The sequence below is a fragment of the Streptomyces sp. NPDC054849 genome (genome assembly GCF_053610945.1).
Window position 1 is genome coordinate 93,344 of sequence record NZ_JBSGZI010000003.1, and the last position, 16,274, is coordinate 109,617.

General features: G+C 73.3%; 8 protein-coding genes. 3 read left to right on the forward strand and 5 right to left on the reverse strand.

Annotated elements, in window-relative coordinates; all coding sequences use genetic code 11:
• Nucleotides 1-5: 5 nt before the first annotated feature.
• The 3 genes from ACWGIF_RS02660 to ACWGIF_RS02670 all read left to right on the forward strand — a co-directional run bounded on the left by ACWGIF_RS02660 (nt 6) and on the right by ACWGIF_RS02670 (nt 5,896).
• Entirely contained in the window at nt 6-1,085 is a 1,080-nt protein-coding gene (locus ACWGIF_RS02660; protein WP_453489918.1) for a HAMP domain-containing sensor histidine kinase, read from the forward strand.
• Nucleotides 1,086-1,344: 259 nt separating this feature from the next.
• Complete coding sequence (locus tag ACWGIF_RS02665) at nt 1,345-5,217, forward strand: multifunctional oxoglutarate decarboxylase/oxoglutarate dehydrogenase thiamine pyrophosphate-binding subunit/dihydrolipoyllysine-residue succinyltransferase subunit (protein ID WP_453489921.1); 3,873 nt, start codon at nt 1,345-1,347, stop codon at nt 5,215-5,217.
• A 469-nt stretch (nt 5,218-5,686) separates the two neighbouring features.
• Nucleotides 5,687-5,896 carry a hypothetical protein gene (locus ACWGIF_RS02670; RefSeq protein WP_453489924.1) on the forward strand — a complete coding sequence of 70 codons (210 nt, stop codon included), beginning with the start codon at nt 5,687-5,689 and terminating at the stop codon, nt 5,894-5,896.
• Nucleotides 5,897-6,549: 653 nt separating this feature from the next.
• Here ACWGIF_RS02670 and fxsT read toward each other — a convergent pair.
• From fxsT to ACWGIF_RS02695, 5 genes are all read right to left on the reverse strand, one after another.
• Complete coding sequence (gene fxsT, locus ACWGIF_RS02675) at nt 6,550-9,564, reverse strand: FxSxx-COOH system tetratricopeptide repeat protein (protein WP_453489927.1); 3,015 nt, start codon at nt 9,562-9,564, stop codon at nt 6,550-6,552.
• Nucleotides 9,565-9,628: 64 nt separating this feature from the next.
• Entirely contained in the window at nt 9,629-10,885 is a 1,257-nt protein-coding gene (locus ACWGIF_RS02680; RefSeq protein WP_453489930.1) for an HEXXH motif domain-containing protein, read from the reverse strand.
• Entirely contained in the window at nt 10,882-12,234 is a 1,353-nt protein-coding gene (locus tag ACWGIF_RS02685) for an FxsB family cyclophane-forming radical SAM/SPASM peptide maturase (protein ID WP_453489933.1), read from the reverse strand. Before ACWGIF_RS02685 ends, ACWGIF_RS02680 begins: the two co-directional genes overlap by 4 nt.
• A 281-nt stretch (nt 12,235-12,515) precedes the next feature.
• Nucleotides 12,516-12,710 carry an FxSxx-COOH cyclophane-containing RiPP peptide gene (gene fxsA, locus ACWGIF_RS02690; RefSeq protein WP_453489935.1) on the reverse strand — a complete coding sequence of 65 codons (195 nt, stop codon included), beginning with the start codon at nt 12,708-12,710 and terminating at the stop codon, nt 12,516-12,518.
• Nucleotides 12,711-12,838: 128 nt separating this feature from the next.
• Nucleotides 12,839-16,273, reverse strand: coding sequence for an SAV_2336 N-terminal domain-related protein (locus ACWGIF_RS02695; protein WP_453489937.1), 3,435 nt, complete (start codon nt 16,271-16,273; stop codon nt 12,839-12,841).
• Nucleotide 16,274 lies beyond the last annotated feature (1 nt).

A 16,274-nucleotide genomic window follows, 5' to 3' on the forward strand; every position in this document is an offset into this window, starting at 1 on the left:
GGCCGATGCATCGGCAGCGCCCCGCCGGAGGGCTGCGGCCCTTCTCGCCCTTCTCGATCAAGACCAAGCTCGGCACGCTCGTGGTGGTCTCGGTCTTCATCACGACGGGCCTCCTGCTGGTGGCCCTGCGCACCGACACCGAGCTGCGGTTCATCACGGTCTTCTCCGTGATCGCCTCGATGCTGATCACGCAGTTCGTGGCCCACAGCCTGACGGCGCCGCTGGACGACATGACGACGGTGGCCCGGGCGATATCCCACGGCGACTACACCCGGCGGGTGCGGGGGGCGGGACGCCGCGACGAGCTGGGCGACCTGGCCTCCACCATCAATCTGATGGCGGACGACCTGGAGGCGGTGGACCGGCACCGCAAGGAGCTGGTCGCCAACGTCTCGCACGAGCTGCGCACGCCGATCGCGGCCCTGCGGGCGGTGCTGGAGAACGTGGTGGACGGGGTCTCGGCCGCCGATCCGGAGACCATGCGCACGATGCTCAAGCAGACCGAGCGCCTCGGCCGGCTCGTGGAGACCCTGCTGGACCTGTCCCGTGTGGACAACGGCGTGGTCCCGCTGCGCGCCCGCCGCTTCGAGGTGTGGCCGTACCTGTCGGGGGTGCTGAAGGAGTCGGGGCTGGCGGCCGCCGGCCGCCCGGGGCTGCTCTCCGGCTCGGGCGGGCACACCCGCAACGACGTGCACCTGCACCTGGACGTCTTCCCGCCGGAGCTGTGGGCGTACGCGGACGCCGAGCGGCTGCACCAGGTGGTGGCGAACCTGATCGACAACGCCGTCAAGCACAGCCCTCCGCACGGCCGGGTCACCGTCCGCGCCCGGGCCGGCGACGCGCCCGGGGGCCTGGCGCTGGAGGTGCGGGACGAGGGCCCCGGCATCCCGGAGGCGGAGCGCCACCGGGTCTTCGAGCGGTTCAACCGGGGCAGCGCGCGCGCCGGCGACGGAGGCACGGGACTGGGTCTGGCGATCGCCCGGTGGGCCGTGGAACTGCACGGCGGGCGGATCGGAGTGGCTGAATCGTCACGCGGCTGCCGCATCCTCGTCACGCTTCCGGGCAGCTCGCAGGCGCCGGGTTGACGTAGGGTTCGAGTGGGAAGGACATGATCTCGGCCACACGTGCCCGGGGTCCGTCAGGGGTGCGAAGCCAAGGGGGCCGCAACCACGGTGCCCCCTACCCGAACCACAGGTGTTTCCCGCCATTCCAGGTGACGAAACCCGCCGTTCGATGTGACCTGCACGACGGATGTACCGCCCGGTCTGCATGTCGCGGCTCAGGAGGCGTAGCCTTTATTCCCGCTGTCCATACCTTGTGAAGCGGAAGAGGGCGGTTGCCGCCGTGTCGCCACAGTCCCCCAGTAACTCGAGCACCACGACCGAAGCAGGAGAGGGCGGGAAGAACCCCGCCTCAGGCTTCGGTGCCAATGAGTGGCTCGTCGACGAGATCTACCAGCAGTACCTCCAGGACCCGAACTCGGTCGACCGGGCCTGGTGGGACTTCTTCGCCGACTACAAGCCGGGGGGCGCAGTTGCTCCGGTGAAGTCGGACGGTCCCGAGAAGCCCCCGACGACGGACGGCGCCTCCGCACAGGCCGCCACCACCGTCGCCGGGGCGCCGCAGGTCACCGACGCCGCCGCCACGGGGGCGGCGCGCGCCGCAGCCCCTGCCCCGACAGCCGCGCCCACGCCTGTGTCAGCTCCTGCCCCTGCTCCTGCCACCCCCTCTGGTGCCCCTGCTGTGACTGTCACCTCCCAGGCCCCGGCCGCCGCACCGGCCGCGCCCGCCCCCTCCGCCGTAGCCCCGCAGAAGGCCGCGCCCGCCACCGAGGCCCCCGCGGGCCCCGAGCTGGTGACGCTCCGCGGCCCTTCGGCTGCCGTGGCCAAGAACATGAACGCCTCCCTGGAAGTGCCGACGGCCACGTCCGTGCGCGCCGTCCCGGTGAAGCTGCTGTTCGACAACCGCATCGTCATCAACAACCACCTCAAGCGCGCCCGGGGCGGGAAGATCTCCTTCACGCACCTGATCGGCTACGCGATGGTGCAGGCGATCAAGGCCATGCCGGGCATGAACTACTCCTTCGCGGAGAAGGACGGCAAGCCGACCCTGGTCAAGCCGGAGCACATCAACTTCGGTCTCGCGATCGACCTGGTGAAGCCCAACGGCGACCGCCAGCTCGTCGTCGCCGGCATCAAGAAGGCCGAGACCCTCAACTTCTTCGAGTTCTGGCAGGCCTACGAGGACATCGTCCGCCGCGCCCGCGTCGGCAAGCTGACGATGGACGACTTCACCGGCGTCACCGTCTCGCTGACCAACCCCGGCGGCCTGGGCACCGTGCACTCCGTGCCCCGCCTCATGCCCGGACAGTCGGTCATCATGGGCGTCGGCTCCATGGACTACCCCGCCGAGTTCCAGGGCACCTCGCAGGACACCCTGAACAAGCTGGGCATCTCCAAGGTCATGACCCTGACCTCGACCTACGACCACCGGGTCATCCAGGGTGCGGCCTCCGGCGAGTTCCTGCGCATCGTCGCGAACCTGCTGCTCGGCGAGGACGGCTTCTACGACGCCGTCTTCGAGTCGCTGCGCATCCCGTACGAGCCGGTCCGCTGGAACCGCGACATCGACGCCTCGCACGACGACGACGTCACGAAGGCCGCCCGCGTCTTCGAGCTGATCCACTCCTACCGGGTCCGCGGCCACGTGATGGCCGACACCGACCCGCTGGAGTACAAGCAGCGCAAGCACCCCGACCTCGACATCACCGAGCACGGCCTCACCCTGTGGGACCTTGAGCGCGAGTTCGCGGTCGGCGGCTTCTCCGGCAAGTCGATGATGAAGCTGCGCGACATCCTCGGCGTCCTGCGCGACTCGTACTGCCGCACCACCGGCGTCGAGTTCATGCACATCCAGGACCCGAAGCAGCGCCGCTGGATCCAGGACCGCATCGAGCGCCCGCACACCAAGCCGGAGCGCGAGGAGCAGCTGCGCATCCTGCGCCGGCTGAACGCGGCGGAGGCCTTCGAGACCTTCCTGCAGACGAAGTACGTCGGCCAGAAGCGCTTCTCGCTGGAGGGCGGCGAGTCCGTCATCCCGCTGCTCGACGCCGTCATCGACTCGGCTGCCGAGGCCCGCCTCGAAGAGGTCGTCATCGGCATGGCCCACCGCGGCCGCCTCAACGTCCTCGCGAACATCGTCGGCAAGTCGTACGCGCAGATCTTCCGCGAGTTCGAGGGCAACCTCGACCCGAAGTCCATGCACGGCTCCGGCGACGTCAAGTACCACCTGGGCGCCGAGGGCACCTTCACGGGCCTGGACGGCGAGCAGATCAAGGTCTCGCTCGTCGCGAACCCCTCGCACCTGGAGGCGGTCGACCCGGTCCTGGAGGGTGTCGCCCGCGCCAAGCAGGACGTCATCAACAAGGGCGGCACGGACTTCACCGTCCTGCCGCTGGCCCTCCACGGCGACGCGGCCTTCGCGGGCCAGGGCGTGGTCGCCGAGACGCTGAACATGTCGCAGCTGCGCGGTTACCGCACCGGCGGCACCGTGCACGTGGTCATCAACAACCAGGTCGGCTTCACCGCCGCCCCGGAGTCCTCGCGTTCGTCCATGTACGCGACCGACGTGGCCCGCATGATCGAGGCGCCGATCTTCCACGTGAACGGCGACGACCCGGAGGCCGTGGTCCGCATCGCGCGGCTCGCCTTCGAGTTCCGTCAGGCGTTCAACAAGGACGTGGTCATCGACCTCATCTGCTACCGCCGCCGCGGCCACAACGAGTCCGACAACCCGGCCTTCACGCAGCCGCTGATGTACGACCTGATCGACAAGAAGCGCTCGGTGCGCAAGCTCTACACCGAGTCCCTCATCGGTCGCGGCGACATCACGCTGGAAGAGGCCGAGCAGGCGCTCCAGGACTTCCAGGGCCAGCTGGAGAAGGTCTTCGCGGAGGTCCGCGAGGCCGCGACGGCTCCGGCCGCCGGCGCCCCGGTGACGCCCGCGCAGACCGCGCAGGAGTTCCCGGTCGCCGTGAACACCGCGATCTCGCAGGACGTCGTCAAGCGGATCGCCGAGTCCCAGGTCACCATCCCCGAGGGCGTCACCGTCCACCCGCGTCTGCTGCCGCAGCTGCAGCGCCGCGCGGCGATGATCGACGAGGGCACCATCGACTGGGGCATGGGCGAGACCCTCGCCTTCGGTTCGCTCCTGATGGAGGGCACCCCGGTCCGGCTGTCCGGCCAGGACTCCCGCCGCGGCACCTTCGGCCAGCGCCACGCGGTCCTCATCGACCGGGAGACGGGCGAGGACTACACCCCTCTCCTCTACCTCTCGGACGACCAGGCCCGCTACAACGTCTACGACTCGCTGCTCTCCGAGTACGCGGCCATGGGCTTCGAGTACGGCTACTCGCTGGCCCGTCCGGACGCGCTGGTCCTCTGGGAGGCCCAGTTCGGTGACTTCGTCAACGGCGCGCAGACCGTCGTCGACGAGTTCATCTCCTCGGCCGAGCAGAAGTGGGGCCAGACCTCCGGCGTCACGCTGCTCCTCCCGCACGGCTACGAGGGCCAGGGCCCGGACCACTCGTCCGCGCGTCCCGAGCGCTTCCTCCAGATGTGCGCGCAGGACAACATGACGGTCGCGATGCCGACCCTGCCGTCGAACTACTTCCACCTGCTGCGCTGGCAGGTCCACAACCCGCACCACAAGCCGCTCATCGTCTTCACCCCGAAGTCGATGCTGCGTCTGAAGGCGGCGGCGTCGAAGGCGGAGGAGTTCACGACCGGTTCGTTCCGTCCGGTCATCGGTGACAGCACGGTGGACGCGAACGCGGTCCGCAAGGTCGTCTTCTGCGCCGGCAAGGTCTACTACGACCTGGAGGCCGAGCGCGAGAAGCGCGGCATCACGGACACGGCGATCATCCGCATCGAGCGGCTGTACCCGCTGCCGGGTGCGGAACTCCAGGCCGAGATCGCCAAGTTCCCGAACGCCGCGAAGTACATCTGGGCGCAGGAGGAGCCGGCGAACCAGGGCGCGTGGCCGTTCATCGCGCTGAACCTGATCGACCACCTCGACCTGGCGGTCGGCGCGGACGTCCCGGCGGGCGAGCGCCTGCGGCGCATCTCGCGCCCGCACGGTTCGTCGCCGGCGGTGGGCTCCGCGAAGCGCCACCAGGCGGAGCAGCAGCTCCTCCTGAACGAGGTCTTCGAAGCCTGACGGCTTCGCTGAACTCAGCACCACGGAAGGCCCGGCCCCCCTCCTCGGGGGAGCCGGGCCTTCCGGCTCTGGAGCCGAACTCTCTCTGGTGCTGTTAGTCGCGGCAGATCCAGGGCGGGGCGATCAGGATCCGATGACTCGGCTGAAGGCACCGTTCTGACTTCGGAAGTCAAAGGCCTGTGGCCCGGCCGCAGCGACGAGCCTTCACCGCGGCGGTGTACTGCTCACGCGTCAGGTTCTCCGCGCCGATGCCGAGCTCGATCAGGACCTCGCGGAGAGGTGTCCTGGTACACCTCGGCCCGGCCCACGCCCCGCTCATCCAGCCGACGCAGCGTCTCTTCCGGCGCGTGCACACACGCCTTCAGCTCCGCTTCGATCATCCGTCTGTCCCCTCTCAAACCGTACGTTCAGCGCCCCTGACGACCGCTTCGAACATGCGCCGAAACCCTCTGAACAATGGAGCGGTGCGATGACTGAACGTTACGAGTACGTCCCTCATCGCCTGCTGCGGCGCCGCGTACGCGATGTCGCGTCCGGCACCGAAGGAGTGCTGATGGCTGTGATCAACGAGGACGTGTCGGACTCCGTCCACCGGCACTGGATGGAGCTGGCCTACATCCGGGCCGCCTCAGGCCGTGAGTTCACCACCGCAGTCGGCAACGTCGAGCCGGCCGAATGACCGAGCGCGTCCGTGGACGGCCGTTCGCCGCCGTCATCGAGGAGCGCGTAGCGATCTCTGCGGCTGTTCCCAGCCCCCGACGGGCGCCGGACGCCGAGACGTGCGAAGCGAGTAGCGATCTGACGCGTCCAGGCCGCCTGACCGGACGCCGGCTCCTGTGACCGCAGGCTGCTCGAGCTTTGCCCGCCCCACGAAAGCATGGCCGGGCTTCTCCGACGTCCCCGTCCGAAAACGAAAGGCCGGCCCGTTCCTTTGGGGGTTTCCCGCCAGTCTCGTATGTCCGTGGCGGGACGGTCGGTCAAGGGTGGCCGCAGGCCATCGCGCAGCGACGCGACGAAGGAGCGCCCTTGAGGGACCGGCCCGACACGGAGGACGATCGGACTGACGGGAAACCCCCAGAACATCCCTGATTCCGCCCAGCGAGATCCCGCCCCGCGAAGCCCCCGCTGCTCATGCCCGACCGCCCGGACGGAGATCCGGCCAGCCCCGACGCCGCCCGGCAGGCCATCAGCCCCCGCCCCTCCACCGACGGGGCGGGTGGGCAACCACCGCCCCGGAGCGGTGTGGCCAGGGGGCGAAACCCGGCACGCGTGGGCTCCGTACCCACGCCGCGAAAGCCCCCACACCACACCACCCAACCCCGCACCCCGCCCCTACGGCTGCGGCTCGAAGTCCCAGTACGGTCGCGTCTGCTGCTTGGCCGAGATCGTGTGGACGTGCTGTGCGCCCAGGGTGCGGGTCAGGCCCTTGATGCCCGCGTCCTCGTGCTTGCCGGCCTCCGTGTACGCGCGTACCGACCGGAGATCGGCCGCCAGCGCGATCTGGGCGCTCAGCGTCATCGGGTGGTCCGGGCCCAGCACCTGCTCGGCGGTGCGCAGCGTCTCCCGGCTCAGGTCGAGCGCGTCCTCCAGCCGCCCGGTGATGTTGCGGTGCCCCGTGGCGTTCAGGGCGCAGCCCAGCGTCCAGGGGTGCCGGTCCCCGAGCGCGCCCCGCATGCCGACCAGCGCCTGCTCGGCGAGGGAGAGGGCCTCCGTGCGTTCGCCCTGCGCGCGCAGCACCAGGCCGAGGTTGCCGACCGTGCCGATGCTGTACGGGTGGGCGAGGCCGAGCTGCGACTGGTAGCCGCGGACCACGTCCTCGGAGATCCGGCGGGCCTCGCCGACGTCCCCGTACTCCCGGAGGTAGGTGGCGTAGTCGGAGGCGACCATCAGGGTCCACGGGTAGTCGACGCCGAAGACCCGTGTCGCCCGTTCCCACACGGTCTTCAGCCGCAGGCCCGCGCCCGGGATGTCCCCGGAACGGCGCAGGCACAGGCCGAGGTTGTGCTCGGCGCGCAGGGTCTGCGGGTGGCCGAGCCCCAGCACCTGGGTGTTGAGCTTGACGCCCTGTTCCTGCCGGGTCTGGGCCTCCCGGTAGCGGCCCATGAGCCGCAGCCCCATGGCGCAGGCGATGCCGGAGGCGAGGGTGGAGATGTGCAGGGGCATCAGGACCCGCTCGCGGCGGCGCAGTGTGTCCAGGTCGAGGTCGTAGGCGTCCTGGTAGCGGCCCAGCAGCCGGTAGGTGGCGGCGAGGTTGTTCTGGGCGTCCAGGGTGATGGAGTCGTCCTCGCCGAGCAGTTCGCGGTAGGTGGCCAGGCAGTGCTCGAAGATCTCCCGGGCCGGTTCGAACCGGGCGATGCACAGCAGGACGCCGCCGTAGGCGCTGGTGGCGCGCAAGCTCTCCAGGTCCTGGTCTCCGCGTTCCCCGGTGAGGCGGTCGGCCACGGCCCTGGTGAGGGCCTCGGCACGGCGGAACAGGCCCAGGTTGCGCAGCGAGTTGCCGTACTGGTAGCTGAGCTCGCGGACCTTGGGGTGGTCCTCGCCGAGCAGGGACCGCCAGATCAGGTCGGTCTCCTCGCAGAGCCGCAGGCAGGTGCGGTACTCCCCGGCGAGGATCAGGTAGCGCAGGCAGTGGAGCAGGAAGTTCTGGATGCGCGGGTTGCTGCTGGTGAGCACGCCGGAGGTGTCCAGGTGCGGGATCAGTTCGGCGTACCGGGGCCACAGCCGGGAGTCGGAGGGACGGCCGGGGTCGGCGGCGGCGAGGACCTGGCGGACGGCCCGGGCCAGCGGTTCGGCCTCCTCCTCGGAGAGGTTCTCGCGGACGATGCCGTGGACCATGCGGTGCAGCTGTACGGTCTCCAGTCCGCCGCCGCCCTCCTCGACGGCCAGGTCCGAGTACTCCAGCCGCACCACGGAGAACTGCACGAGTTTGTTGAGGGCCGCATTCCACCGGACCTGGTCGTTGATCAGCCCGGCGAGCCGTTCGGGCACGTCGTCGGCGGGGAATTCGCGCAGCAGCCGCAGCGGCACCGGCCCGGGGGCGAAGAAGACGAACAGCCGCAGCAGGGCGAGGGCGTCGGGGTAGTTCTCCCGGACGTTGTTGAGCAGGAGGGCGAGCGCCGTGGGGAAGGGCAGCGGGTAGTCCTCGGAGACGGTCATGGCCTCGCGTGAGTCCATCCGGCGCTGGAGCAGGGCGAGGTAGTCGCCCACGGGCAGTGGGGAGTCGGCGAGCCAGCCTGCGGTCTGGTCCAGGGCGAGCGGGTAGTCCTCCAGGGCCTCGGCGAGCTGGTCGGCCTCGTCGGCGGTGAGGCGCAGGGCCCGGCGGCGGATGAAGGTGATCGACTCGGGGCGGGCGTAGAGGGGGACTTCGACCAGGTTGGTGTGCCGGGCGGCCCACTCGCGGTTGCGCGAGGTGATGATGACGTCGCCGGCGCCGGAGGGCAGCAGGTCGATCAGGTCGTCGGGGTTGTCGCATCCGTCGAAGACCATCAGCCAGCGGCTGTACGGGGATCCGCGCCGCAGCGCTTCGAGGACGGCCCTGATCTGCTCGCCGTAGCTGCCGGCGCCGCGTGGCAGTCCGAGGGCGGGGGCCAGGTCGGCGAGGCGTTCGCGCAGGGTGGGCCGGTCCTCGGCGGGGACCCACCACACCACGTCGTACTCGGAGGCGAAGCGGTAGGCGTACTCGGTGGCGACCTGGGTCTTGCCGACGCCGGAGAGCCCGAGCAGGGTGACCGTGGAGGCGCCGGGCGGGGCCTCGGTCAGCGCCTCGCGCAGGGTGGCGATGACGTCGTTGCGGCCGGTGAAGCGCGGGTTGCGGCGCGGGACGCGGCCCCAGATCTCGGGCGGGTCGTTGGGGAAGCGGGGGCCGCGGCGGCCCGTCTCGGTGCCGATCCGGTCGGTGGGCAGCTCCAGGCTGCGCAGCACCCGGTACTCGGCCTCGTAGGAGTCCAGGCCCCACAGGTCGGTCTTCTCCAGCACGGCGACGGCGCTGGGCAGCGGGGCGTCGGTGAGGCACACCGCGGCGAACCGGCCGGGGTGGCGGTCGGTGACGGCGCGCAGCGCGGTGTTCCACTCCTCGTCGGCGTGCGTGCCGGCGGAGAAGTAGCGCTCGCTGAGGACGAGGAGGACCCGGCTGCCGGAACGGGCCAGGTCGTCGAGGGCCCGGGCGATGCCGGGGCTGCTCTGCGGGTCCCAGCGCTGCAGGGAGACCCGGTGGCCGTGCTCCTCCAGGCGGTGGGCGATCCACACGGCCCAGGGGCGGTTGAAGCCGGCGAAGCTGATCACGAAGCGCTGCGGCCGGTGCGGCTGCTGCGCCGCCGATTCGCGGTCCTGCCGGCTACCGGTGGTCATGCGACCGTCTCCCTGGGCTCCGGGCGGTGGACGGGGTTGAAACGGTACCGCAGCGGACGGTCCGTCACCCTTGTGCGAACGGGGCGAGTTCGGGGTGCGCCTCGCACCAGGCGCGGCGCTCGCGGTCGACGGCCCGGCGGGCCGCGGTGTGCTGGTCTCCGGGCGGCGGCAGTGCGTCCATGGCCCGCTCGGCGGCGGCCATCGCGTCGGTGAACTCCCGCCCTGCGGAGGTGAGTCGCTCGTTCGCCCGCAGGGTGGGCAGGACGGCGGCCACCTGGGCGCGGATCCGGGCGTGCTGGGCCCAGGCGCCCCGGGCCCCGTAGAGGGCGGCGCGCTGCCAGTAGCCGGCCAGCGCCAGGTGGGCGTAGGCGCCGTGCAGGAGTCCCTCCAGCGGCCGCGGGTCGCTGCGCCAGGGCGCCCAGTGGCGGGGCGCGTGGTCGGCGGTGTGCAGGGTCAGGACGTCGGCGAGGGCGGTGAGTTTGCCGTGCTGGACCTCGTGGACGAGGGTGGCGGCCAGCGCGGGCGGGGCCTGGGCGCGGGCCAGGACGGAGCCCGCGGCCGCGGGGAGGGTGGCGCCGCTGGAGCGGGAGCCGCCGCCCAGCGGGACGACGGAGCGCAGCAGCTGGAGGGTCTCCTCCGCGCGGACGGTGTCGTAGCGCCGGAGCAGGGTGAGCGCGCCGGACCACTGGGTGTCCCACCGCTTGTGCCCCTTGGGGGTGAGCCGGCGGGCAGGACGGACGGGGGGCTGCTGGGCGGGCCCGGGCGCCCGGTAGGGGTCGAGGTCGTCGAGGGCGGTCCGGCCCCCGGGCAAAGCGTGCAGCGGCAGGATGGCGGGGTCGTCCGGGTCCCAGGAGCGTTCGGTGAGGGCGAGCGGGCCGGTGCGGTCCGGGCGCAGCAGTCCGAGGGTGGGCAGGACGAGGCGGCCGTGCAGGGGCCGCAGGGTGTGGGTGAAGGCGATCCCGGCGCGCAGGGCGGCGGCGACGGCGAGGGCCCCGAGGTGGCCGAGGTCGGGTGGGGGCCCGTACGGGGCGTGCAGTCGGCGCAGGGTCTCCTCGGCCCACACCCCGGTGGCCGGGTAGTGCAGTACGTCGTGCACGGCGCCCGCGTCGTGCCGCTCGGCCTCCTCCAGCAGGGCCCAGTGGCCGGCGGCCTCCCCGGACCGGCCGCCGGGGGCGGCGTCGAGGACCGCGCGCAGCAGGACCAGGCGTTTGGAGCGGCGTACGGCGCGGACGAGGCGGGTGCCGTCCGCGGAGGGCTCGGTGGAGGCGAGGGCGCGCAGGGTGTGGGAGGAGACGGTGAAGGCGGCGAGGGTGTCGGTCATGGGGCGACCGCCGTGGGGCGGGCGGCGGTGGTCTGCGCGGCCCCGTGGACGGGGGCGGTGGTCTGCGCGGCCCGCTGGACGGCGGCGGCCACGTGCCGGATCAGGACCTGGAGGTCGGCGCAGTACACGGACGGCTGCCGGAAGCCCTCGCCGGCGCGGTAGCGGTGCGGGTAGTGCCCGCCCCCGCACACCTCGACCAGCTCGCAGGCACGGCATCCGGCGGCGAGGGCGTCGCGCCCGAGCTGGCGGGCGGCGAGCCCGGGGTGGTCGAGGAGCTGGTCGAAGCTGTGGGTGGCGAGGGTCAATCCGGTGGCGGCGGCGCCCTCGTACGCGGATTTCAGCGAATCGGCCTGTTCGATGGAGCCGTCGGTCTCGATCACGGCGGTGGCGGCGGGTTCGAGCCCGAGGGTCTCGGTGGCGGCGGGCAGGCCGAGCAACAGGGCGATGATCTCCTCGAAGAGCCGGATCCGGGTGCGCCGTGACGCGTCGTGCCACCATCGCTCGAAGACGGCGACGAGCCAGTCGGCGTACGGGGCCGCGCCCGGTCGGTGACCCGGCGGCGGGGCGCTCCAGTTGGCGAGCGGCAGCAGCAGCCCGATGCCGGGCGGGGCGAAGGCGAGCAGGGACTCGTACGTCTCCACCGGGTCCTGGTCGAGGTCCACGACGCAGAGGACCCCGGCGTAGCTGTCCGGATGCCGGGCCAGCAGCCGCAAGCCGCGGGCGGCGGCGGCGAAGCCGGGCCGCCCGGCGCGGTCGACGCGCCGGGCGTTGTGCGCGGGCAGTCCTCCGTCGAGGCTGACACCGACGCGTATCCCGGCGGCGGCCAGGACGGCGAGGCGGCCGCGGGTGAGCAGGGTGCCGTTGGTCTGGACGGTGGCGGTGACCCGGGTGCGCGGGGCGTCCCGGGCGACGGCGGCCCGTACGGCGTCGACGGGCGCGGCCAGGGCGGCGGGGGCGGTGAGCAGCGGTTCGCCTCCGTGCAGGACCAGGTCGACCCGGGGCAGGTCGTGGGCGGCGGCGTGCTCGGCGATCCGCTCCGCGGCGCGGGCGGTGGTGGCGGGGGTCATGGCGGCGGGCTGGCCGCGCCAGCTCTGGTCGGCCATCTCGTAGACGTAGCAGTAGGTGCAGGCGAGGTTGCAGCGGCTGCGCGTCTTGAGCACGAACTGCCGTATCGGATGGGGCCGGTGCCCGGCGGCCCGCGCTGCGGCCACGTCGAGCCGAGTGTAGGGCCAGGGCGCGTGCCGGGCGTGGTGCAGCCGCTGCACGGCGGCGTCGGGATGCGGGACGGAGCGGGGACCGGCGCGCACGGGCGCGGGCGGCACGGAGTCGCTCGTGATCGCTCGCCCCATCGCCGCACCCCTCCCCCTGCCGCCTCCCCCGGGCTCCGTCCGGGGTGGCCCCGGGGAGCTACCCCGGCGGACGGTCCATCCCTGCCCTTCGGACGGTCCCGACTAACGGCGGAAAGTGGTCAACTCCGTTTCGATGGGGGCGGATCAGGCACCGCGGCCCATCACAGGGGGCACAGGGTCCAGGTCCGGGACGGGCGCGGGGACCGCGGCGCGGAGGCTCGAACGCCCGGGCGCAGGGACCGCGGTACGGGGAGCGGGCACAGGGACCGCGGTGCGGGTGATCAGGCCACGCTGGAATCGAAGGCGTTGAGGATCTCGGCCGGGTGGGTCACCCGCTCGATCATGCCCTCGATCACCTCGGCCAGCACGGGATGGTCGATCCCGCGCAGTGCGGCCAGATCCAGTCCGGAGAGATCCGGCAGCCGCCCGGGGCATCCCGGGGCCGCCGCCGCCATGTCCTGACGCTTCGTCACCATGTCCCGCCGTCCCCCTGTCGCGTCGCACACCGGATGCATGGTCCACTGCCCTTTCCCCTGCGGCCCCGGCGCGGAAACGGCGGACTCCCCTTGCGGTTCCGTCTCCGGCTCCCCTGGCCGAACCACCATCAGAGCCCGGCCTCCAGGGCTCGCACCTTCGCCCGGAGCGCCTCGCAATGCCGCTGCGCGCCCTCCACTCCCTCCACGCCTTCGACGTCCTCCACGCCCTCCGCTCCCGCCGGGTCCCCGGCGCCGTCGCCGTCGCCGCTCCGCGTCCACAGCTCCAGCGCGGAGCGGTACGCGTCCAGGGCCGCCCGGGGCCGCGCGAGCCGCTCCAGCACCTCCCCGCGCAATTCCTGTACGCGGGCGGCGAGCTGAACGGCGGTCGCCTCACGGTCCTCCCGGTGCTCCCGGTCATCCCGTCCACCCCCGTCACCGCGTTCCCCTCGGTCAACGCGGTCCCCTCGGTCCCCGCCGTCCCCGCCGCCCTCGCCGGTCTGCCGGTCCGCCTTCAGGGCGGCCCGCCAGGCCCGCCGGTAGGAGTCCGCCGCCCGGTCGAGGCGGTCCGCCGCCCTGGTGTGACCGTGGATCTCCCGCTGCACGTCGCCGTGGTCCCGCCAGGCGCGCGCCTGCTCCAGCGGGCTGCGGCTGTGCCGGACCGCCAGTTCGAGCAGGTACTCGGCCTCCCGCAGGTCCACCGGATCGTCCTCGTAGGCGTGCCGCAGCCGGAGCCCGGCGGCCAGCCGCATCAGCCGGTGCGCCGCGCCGGGGTCGGACTGCGGGACGGCCACCCGGCTCTCGCGCAGGACCCGTACGGCGGCCCCGGTGAACCGCCGCCCGTCGGCGGTCCGCGCCCGTTCCAGGAGTACGTCGCCCCACTCGGGCAGCAGCTCCCCGAAGGCCTCCCCGTCCCGGGGGATCAGCCCCCGGGCCCGCCCGTACGCCTCGGCCGCGTCCTCCAGAGCCACCGGGTCGGCATCCCGCGCATACCTCTCCCGGTGCACCCGCGCCAGGCACACCAGGGCGGCCACCCGCAGCTCCGGATCCCCGCCGGCCTCGTCCAGTGCCGCGGCCAGCTGCCCGGCGGCCTCCTCCAGCCGCCCGGGCAGGTACCGCAGCGCATCGGCAAGCTCCACCCGCACCTGCGCCCGGCGGGAGCCGGCGGGCGGGGCGGCCGACGCCGCCGAGAGGCGGGACGCGGCCAGTTCGGCCAAAGCGGTGCGTTCGGCCGGGTCCGGGGTGCGGGGCAGCAGGGCCAGCAGGACGCGGCCCAGGGCCAGGTGCAGCTCGGGGTACGGCGCGGGACGCCCCTGCGGTTCCCGGGCGGCGTCCCCGCCGGGGGCGGGACCCGCCAGGGGTTCGAGGGCCGCGCGGGCCTCGCGGAGCGCGCCCGCGTCGTCGCGCAGCCCGCTCAGCCGGATCAGGGTCTGTGCCCTGCGCACCGCGCAGTCCCGCCGCAGTTCCGGGTCCGCCGCGGCCCCCGCCGCCGCGAACTCCCGGTCCGCCGCGGCCAGCAGATCCGCGTCCGGTCCGGCGGCCAGCGCCCGCTCGTACAGCACCCTGCCGAGCACCGCCCGCGCCACCGCCGTCCGCAGGCCGGTCACGGCCCGCTCCGCCTCGGTCAGGAGCCCGGGGTCACGCCGGCCCGCCCACAGCCTCAGCAAGGCCCCCGCCAGCTCGGTCTCCGCCTCCTCCGGGGGGTCGCCGGGCCCTGCCGGGGCGGCCACCGCCCGCCGCAGCACCGCCACGGCCTCGTACAGCGCCCGCGCTCCCCCGTCCCCGTCCGCATCCGCGTCCGCGAGCCGGTGCCGGGCGGCGCGCACCGCCCCGGCCCTTCCGGTTGCCGGGCGCGCGACGGGCTGCCGCACCACCAGGCCGTCTTGCGGCATTCCGGGGAGGTAGCGCCGTACGACCTTGGCCGAAACCTGTGCAAAGGCCTGCGGGAGGCGCCCCTCGGGCACCCGCTCGGCGTCCAGCGGACCTTGCCCCGGCCCCGGACTTGGACGTGGATCCGGCCCCCGGCCAGGCCTCTGCCCCTCCCCCTGCCCCTGCCCCGGGCCGGCCTCCGCCTGCGGCGCTCCCGTCAGCTGCGCGACCGCGAGCGCGGGGAAGTTGCGTACGTCTCGCCCGAAGTGCGCCAGCATGTACTCCGAGCAGTGCTTGAGAACCAGCGCGGCCTCGTCCCTCCCCAGCGGCCCCAGCAGCACGTCCTGTACCCCGGGGACGAACTCGTACCAGTGCCCCGGCCCCGGTCCGCTGCGCCGCAGCAGCCCGCTCAGCAGCACCTCCGCCAGGTCCGACGGCTCCGAGTCCGGCAGCATCGTGCGCTGCACCAGCCGCATCACGGGCAGCGTCAGGGGCGCCGCCGACAGGTACACCGCCAGCTGTACGGCCCGGGGCGCGGCCGAGGAGCGGAACCGCGCCACCAGCTCCCTCGGCGGCCGTACGGCACGCGGCGGCGGCAGGGGCGCGGCCGGGTGGTCGGCCAGCACCCGGCCCACCTCGGCCGGTACGGGCCCGCTGCCCAGCCCGGCGACGAGCCGGGCCCACGCCCCGAGGGCGGTCGCGCTCGGCGGCAGCACCGGCACCGTCAGTCCTCCGGCGGGCCGCCCAGGCGCCGGCGGCCGGTCCGCCCGGAATGCCAGCATCTGCCCGCCGCCCTCCAGCCGGGCGAGCGTCCCCCGCTCTGTCGGCAGCCAGCTCCGGCCCCACAGCCGCTGCGGCAGCGGCTGGACGACCATGCACGGGGTGCACTCGGCCCACCGGTACAGCAGCCGCTGCGCCGCCCCCTCGCGCCACAGCGGCCCGGCGCAGTCGGAGACCACCATGGTCAGGGCCCGGCCGGTCGGATCGCGCAGCTGATCCCCGGAGCGCAGGGCGGAGCCGGGTGCGTGGCTGCGCCCCAGCGCGGGCGTACCGTCGGCAAGGCGGTGCAGGTAGTGCACCTGGACGTCCCGGAAGGCCCCCAACCGCTCGCACACGGAGCGCAGTTCCTCGAACATGTCCTGCCACACGGCCATCGACGGGGACGCGTCCATCACCAGCCGTACGGTCGCCTCGCGCCGGCTCTCCGGACGGAGCACCGGGATGGCCAGGCCGAGGGCGCGGGCGCTGGCCTCGGCGGTGGCCGGCTCGTCGATCACCAGCCGGGTGGGCGGGGCGGGCGGGCGGTGTCGCTGGAGGGCCCGCAGGGCCCGCTGGATGTCCAGGATGCGGGGCAGCGCGGCGGCTCCGGGTACCCGTACGGGCACTCCGTACTCCTCGGGCGACCCCTCCGGCTGTTCCTGCTCCGCCCCGTCGACGCGGCGGACCCGGGGCGCGAAGAGCCTGACGGAATCTTCCGCCTCCGCTTCTGCCCGTACGGGTTCCGGGGGCTCGCCGACCGGATCTTCAGCCTCTGTTTCCGGGTCCGGGCCCCGCCCCCACGGAGCTGCCCGAACCGGCCCGTGGATGTGCCCGGCCAGCCACAGGGCGTCGGCGAGTTCCTCGGCGGACGGGTCGAGTCCGGCGGCGCGCAGCAGCGCGGCCAGTTCACGGACGCCGGATGCTCCGGCGGATGCCATG

What these genes read in the sequence shown, in the direction of transcription:
- ACWGIF_RS02660 (WP_453489918.1), top strand. Translation starts at nt 6, where the DNA reads ATGCATCGGCAGCGCCCCGCCGGAGGGCTGCGGCCCTTCTCGCCCTTC.
- ACWGIF_RS02670 (WP_453489924.1), top strand. Translation starts at nt 5,687, where the DNA reads ATGACTGAACGTTACGAGTACGTCCCTCATCGCCTGCTGCGGCGCCGC.
- fxsT (WP_453489927.1), bottom strand. Translation starts at nt 9,564, where the DNA reads ATGACCACCGGTAGCCGGCAGGACCGCGAATCGGCGGCGCAGCAGCCG.
- ACWGIF_RS02680 (WP_453489930.1), bottom strand. Translation starts at nt 10,885, where the DNA reads ATGACCGACACCCTCGCCGCCTTCACCGTCTCCTCCCACACCCTGCGC.
- ACWGIF_RS02685 (WP_453489933.1), bottom strand. Translation starts at nt 12,234, where the DNA reads ATGGGGCGAGCGATCACGAGCGACTCCGTGCCGCCCGCGCCCGTGCGC.
- fxsA (WP_453489935.1), bottom strand. Translation starts at nt 12,710, where the DNA reads ATGGTGACGAAGCGTCAGGACATGGCGGCGGCGGCCCCGGGATGCCCC.
- ACWGIF_RS02695 (WP_453489937.1), bottom strand. Translation starts at nt 16,273, where the DNA reads ATGGCATCCGCCGGAGCATCCGGCGTCCGTGAACTGGCCGCGCTGCTG.